Below are 5,142 nucleotides of genomic sequence, written 5' to 3'. Positions count from 1 at the left end.
GCGCGTGTTCGCGGCCCGCGGCGACGGCGACGTCGTGTCGCTGCGCGCGGGCGTGCGGCCCTCGCGGCCGACCGAGGTCGTGCTGTACCGGGCGGCGCTCACGATGTCGGCTGATGCGGGCGAGCGCGGCGACCGGTGAGCGCGACGCCTCCGCCCAGCGTCGTCGATGACCTGCTCGACCTCGGCGCCCTCCGTCGGCGCCCCGACGTCGAGGCCGACAACCTCTTCGCCTTCGATGCCGCCGACCGGCTGCTCATCGATCACGTGACCGCCCTGCTCGATGCCGCCGTCGATGACGGCGATGCCGTGAGGCCCGAGGAGCTCGTCGTCATCGGCGACGACTACGGTGCGCTGACGATCGGGGCTGCCGCTGCGTTGCGTCGCCACGGCGTGATGGATCCGATCCGTCTCCGCGTGCACCAGGACGCACTCACCTCCGAGACCGCGCTCGACCTCAACGCGGAGCTCGTCGGCGAGACGGCGCTGATCCGGCATCAGAGCCTCGACTTCGACTTCGCCGCGGGCGCCCGCATCGTGATCGCGCGCCTGCCCCGCAGCCTCGACGCGCTCGACGAGTGGGCCGGCGTGGTCGCGCGGGCAGCCGCCGACGACGTGACCGTGCTCGCGGGCGGTCGCGTCAAGCACATGACGCCCGCCATGACGGATGTGCTCCGTCGGCACTTCGGCGACGTGCACGCGACCCTCGCGCGGCAGAAGTCGCGGATCCTCGTGGCGCGCGAGCCCCGCCGCCCGACCGCCGACGACAACGCCGCCGCCTACCCCCGCCGAGAGTCCCACCCCGACCTCGGCCTCGAGGTGCGCGCGCACGGCGCCGCCTTCGCGGGCGCCCGCATCGACATCGGCACGCGCTTCCTCCTCACCTTCCTGCCCGAGCTGCCCGCCGACGCCGCCACGGCGGTCGACCTCGGCTGCGGCACGGGCGTCATCGCGTCGGCCGTGGCGCTCGCCCGGCCGGGCATCCGCGTGATCGCGACCGACCAGTCGTGGGCGGCCGTCGACTCCGCGCGCGCCACCGTCGCGGCCAACGGGCTCGCGGAGCGGGTGGCCGTGGTGCGCGACGACGCCGGATCCACCGTGCCCGACGGATCCGTGGACCTCGTGCTCCTGAACCCGCCCTTCCACACGGGCGCGACCGTGCACGCGGGCCTCGCGCCGCGCCTGTTCGCCGCGGCCGCGCGCATGCTCCGCCCCGGCGGCCAGCTCTGGACCGTCTACAACAGCCCGCTCGGCTACCGGCCGCAGCTCACGCGCATCGTCGGTCCGACGCGCGAGGCGGGTCGGAACGCGAAGTTCACGGTCGCCGTCTCGACGAAGCCGGCTGCGTAGGGCCGGGCCGCTGGCGACGGATCAGGCCGTCGGCGGATCCAGCACCAGCAGGTCGCCGATCTCGCACTCGAGGGCGCGGCAGACGGCGACGAGGGTCGAGTAGCGGATCGCCCGGGCGCGGTCGTTCTTCAGCACCGAGAGGTTCACCTGGCTGACGCCCACGATCGCGCTCAGCCGCGTCAGCGTCATGCCGCGCGCGGCGAGCAGCTCGTCGAGGCGGCAGTGCACGCCGGTGGGGGAGTCGTCGTCCGCGCCCATCAGACGAGGCCGCGGGTGTCGCGCTGCAGGGTCTCGCCGTGCTCGACCACCAGCCCGACGATCATCAGGGCGAAGCCGAGCGCGATGGTCGACGCGTCGACCTCCGCGACCACCGGCCAGAACCCCTCCAGGCCGGCAGCGGGGTCGTTGAGCTCGCCGCCGACGAGCCACGCGACCGCGGTCCGCGTGCCGAGGGAGAGCAGCGCGGCGATCATCACCGTGCCGCCCGCGAGCGTGACGACGAGGCTGAGGCGGCGGGCGAGCGGATCCGGCCGGAGCAGCCGGCGGGCGAGGATCGCGACCGTGCCGGCCAGCGCGACGCCGACGGCCGCGTCGAACGCGATCCGGGCCACGTGCAGCGCGACGATCCCGCCCGACAGCTCCCCGACCGCGACCTCGGCCGTGCGGTAGGCGCCCGCGCGGAGGTCGGCGGGGCCGGCGTCGGCCTCCGCGGGAAGGGATCCGCGCATCTCGAGCGACGTGTGCACCACGCCGGTCCGCACGGTCTCGACGGCGCTCACGACGGCGGCGGCGACGACCGCCAGCAGCACGAGCACGGCGATCGCGATGGCCGCCCACAGGACCCCGCGCGTGAGTCGCGCCGCGGACCCGGTGCCGGCGAGAGGTGTGGATCCCATGATGCGTCCCATCGATCATCGTTACAACGAATGTCGTTATGGTCGCACGCGGTCCGGCCCGCTGTCGAGGCCCGCGCGGATCACACGGGGTGCGTGCGGAACCACTCCAGCAGCCAGCGGGCGCGGGACGGGGCGTCGGGGCGAGCGGCGGCCGAGACCGGGCGGTCGAGGAAGTCGTCGTATCCGCGGAGCTGCCGGAGGGTCGTGTCGTCGACCGTGCGGAAGCCCATCGACCACTGGGGGAACTGCCGGGCGGGGACCTCCTCGTCGAGCAGCAACCGCACGTCGGTGTGGCGCGGATCCCCCTCGATCGCCGCGAACACCGCCTCCACCGCATCGTGCGGGCCCTCGAGCACCTGCATGAAGCGGCCGTCGCGGTGCAGGAGCAGGCCCGTGAGGCCGGTCTCCTCGTTGTTGCGGATGCACTGGCCGAGGAGCTCCGCGAGGTCCTCGTCGGTCATGTTCCGGGTGGCGGTGCTCGTGTAGACGGTCGTGCGCATGGGTCCCCCTCAGGCCGTCCCCCCATCCTGGCGCGTCGCGGGCGCCCGCGGGACACGGGATGCCCGCGCGCGGCGCGGGCCGGACATCGGCGGGCGACGTGCGTGGGCGGAACGACAAGAGCCCGGCGCGTCCACGGGTACGGCGCGCGCCGGGCTCCTGCTGCTGCCGCGTCCGTTCGGGTCGGATCGCGCAGGGATCTGATGAGCTGCCCCGCTGTGCGGGGGGACGCGACGGGGCGCTCCTCGGGTATCCATTCGCGCAGCGGCATCGGGGGGAACCCGCCGCGCTTCGACGACTCTACGACGCCGGTCCTCATTTAGGGGGACACCGAGTGCACGAAGTGCGGGTGATCCGAGGGTGAGGCGAGGGTGAGACGCCTGTCGCGCTGCGGATCCGGAGCGCCTCGGGCGTCGGCCTCCGGGTCAGATCGCCGTGCCGCCGAGGGTCCAGGTGCGCACGTGCTCCCAGGTGAGCGTGGTCCACCAGCGGCCCGACCAGTCCGGGCTCGCGGTGCGGTACATCACGACCGTGTCGCCCGTGAACCCGGCAGGCACGGGCTCGTCGAGCTCGCGGATGAACGCGCCGACCTCGTCGTGCAGGTCGGGGCGGACGAGGAGGTCGTGCGAGGCGAGCGAGAGGTGCGCGCGGAAGCGCGCGGGGTCGAACGAGTGGTGCTCGGGGGACCCCATGGGCCGGCGGAACGGGGCCGCGACGCGGTCGATGTCCGCCGCGAGCGCGAGCAGCTCGGCGTTCTGGCTGCCGTCCGGCCGCTCGTCGACGTTGTAGACGAAGCCGAAGCCGTGCTCGCGGATGCCCGCGTTGTGCACGGGGAACGCGGGGCGGTCGGCGAGGAGCTCGGTGACCGCCTCGACCACCCGGGCCTCGTCGTGCCCGAACGGCTGGCTCCCGATGAGGGTCGCATGCGGGGGGAAGGCGCCCGCGGACACGAGGCCGTACTGGGCGCGGATCTGGTCGGTGACGACCGTGACGGCGCGGCAGGTGCGCGGGTCGGGGCGGAGGAAGATCCCGTAGCGGTAGGGGTCGCTGTCGTCTCGGGGGAGCAGCGACGGGCGCATGTCGACGCGGCTCGCCGCCGCGGGGACGATGTCGGGTGCGGCGATGTCGTAGGCGGTGGGGTCGTCGTGGTCCATGCGGGATCCTCCAGGCGTCGAGCGGGGCAGGGAACGTTCCCTACGAGGCGACGACAACGGTGCCACACCCCGGGCTGAGGGGAGCGGCCGCGGGGTGAACGGCCGGTGGACGCGTGATGCGAGCGGGCCGGCGACGCGGCGGCCGCGCGACGGCTGCCGGCCCCGTCAGGAGCGGAGGGGGACGGCCGTGCGCCCCGGGATCAGCTCTCCGTCGACCGCCGTGTGGCGGGTGCCCGTGACGGTGCCGTCGATGCGGTCGACCACGGCGTCGACGGCGAGGGCGCCGATGACGGGGATCGGCTGGCGCCACGTGGTGAAGCCGAGGAGCTCGCTCGTGAAGGGCGGCAGGCCGTCGTAGCCGGTGATGGACACGTCCGCCGGGGCGGTGATGCCGCGGCGGCCGAGGCCGTCGAGGATCGCGAGGGCCCAGACGTCGCTCGGGGCCATGATCGCGGTCACGCCGCCCGCGTCGACGATCGCCTGCGCGACGGAGTCCGCGCCGTCGACGTGGACCTCCGCGTGCTCCTCGCCGCGCACGTGCAGGACGTCGAGGCCGAGCTCGCGGAGGCGGTCGAGCATCGCGAACGTGCGGGCGGACATCGTCAGCGAGATGGCGGGGGCGAGCGTGACGACGGCGACGCGGCGGTGACCGAGCGACGCCACGTGGTCGGCGAGGCCCCGGCCGCCCGTCGTCTCGTCGCAGTAGACGCTGCTGAGCGACGCGTCCACCTCCGGGCGGCCCGCGACGACCGTGGGGATCCGCTGCGCGGACGGGAGGATGTCGGCCACCGGCAGCGCGCCGCTGCACACGACGAGCCCCTCGACCTGCAGCGAGACGAGGGTCTCGAGGGCCTTCCGCTCCTCGGCGACGTCGAACGCGCCGAAGCCCGTGGCGGTGACGACCCGGTACCCGCGCTCCGACGCCCGCTGCTGGAGGGCCGTGAGCAGGTGCCCGTAGAAGGGCGTGGAGGCGTCACGGACGAGCACGCCGAGCGTGTGGGTGCGGTGCGCGGACATCCCGCGCGCGTGGGCGTTGGCGACGTAGCCGAGCGCGGCGGCGGCCTCGCGGACCGTCCGCTCCGTGGCCGCGGCGACGCCCGGCGCACCCGAGAGCGCGCGCGAGACGACGGACTTGGAGACGCCCGCGCGCGCGGCGACGTCGTGGATGGTGGGGGCGGCGCCGGGGCGGCTCATGCGCGGATCCGCGTCGGGGGCGGCCCGGGGTCGGCGGCAGGGCGCGGGGTCGG

The 5,142-nt window shown here is 74.8% G+C and carries 6 protein-coding genes; 1 reads left to right on the top strand and 5 read right to left on the bottom strand.

Translation table 11 applies throughout. The features are described 5' to 3' along the window. Positions 1–135 precede the first annotated feature (135 nt). Positions 136–1,347, top strand: a complete 1,212-nt coding sequence (locus tag DZG00_RS11975; protein WP_119382776.1) for a class I SAM-dependent methyltransferase — start codon at positions 136–138, stop codon at positions 1,345–1,347. A gap of 21 nt (positions 1,348–1,368) precedes the next feature. Here the strand turns inward: DZG00_RS11975 and DZG00_RS11970 are convergent, their stop codons facing one another. The 5 genes from DZG00_RS11970 to DZG00_RS11950 all read right to left on the bottom strand — a co-directional run. After that, positions 1,369–1,605 (bottom strand): helix-turn-helix domain-containing protein, encoded by a 237-nt coding sequence (locus DZG00_RS11970; protein WP_199688975.1) that lies wholly within the window; start codon positions 1,603–1,605, stop codon positions 1,369–1,371. Continuing rightward, entirely contained in the window at positions 1,605–2,255 is a 651-nt protein-coding gene (locus DZG00_RS11965; protein WP_233549143.1) for a hypothetical protein, read from the bottom strand. Before DZG00_RS11965 ends, DZG00_RS11970 begins: the two co-directional genes overlap by 1 nt. 68 nt (positions 2,256–2,323) lie before the next feature. Next, the gene (locus tag DZG00_RS11960; protein ID WP_119382777.1) at positions 2,324–2,743 is read right to left on the bottom strand and encodes a BLUF domain-containing protein; all 420 of its coding nucleotides are present in this window, start codon (positions 2,741–2,743) and stop codon (positions 2,324–2,326) included. 423 nt (positions 2,744–3,166) lie between these two features. Beyond that, positions 3,167–3,895, bottom strand: coding sequence for a 2'-5' RNA ligase family protein (locus tag DZG00_RS11955; RefSeq protein WP_119455657.1), 729 nt, complete (start codon positions 3,893–3,895; stop codon positions 3,167–3,169). Positions 3,896–4,060: 165 nt separating this feature from the next. Then, positions 4,061–5,142, bottom strand: a 1,082-nt coding sequence (locus DZG00_RS11950) for a LacI family DNA-binding transcriptional regulator (RefSeq protein ID WP_311135918.1), incomplete at its 5' end; no start/stop codon positions are given.

The organism is Clavibacter lycopersici (genome assembly GCF_003576405.1).
Classification (GTDB): Bacteria; Actinomycetota; Actinomycetes; order Actinomycetales; family Microbacteriaceae; genus Clavibacter; species Clavibacter lycopersici.
The sequence above is the reverse complement of the archived record's forward strand: the minus strand, read 5'-3'. Positions and strand labels throughout refer to the sequence as shown.

What these genes read in the sequence shown, in the direction of transcription:
- DZG00_RS11965 (WP_233549143.1), bottom strand. Translation starts at nt 2,255, where the DNA reads ATGGGACGCATCATGGGATCCACACCTCTCGCCGGCACCGGGTCCGCG.
- DZG00_RS11955 (WP_119455657.1), bottom strand. Translation starts at nt 3,895, where the DNA reads ATGGACCACGACGACCCCACCGCCTACGACATCGCCGCACCCGACATC.
- DZG00_RS11970 (WP_199688975.1), bottom strand. Translation starts at nt 1,605, where the DNA reads ATGGGCGCGGACGACGACTCCCCCACCGGCGTGCACTGCCGCCTCGAC.
- DZG00_RS11960 (WP_119382777.1), bottom strand. Translation starts at nt 2,743, where the DNA reads ATGCGCACGACCGTCTACACGAGCACCGCCACCCGGAACATGACCGAC.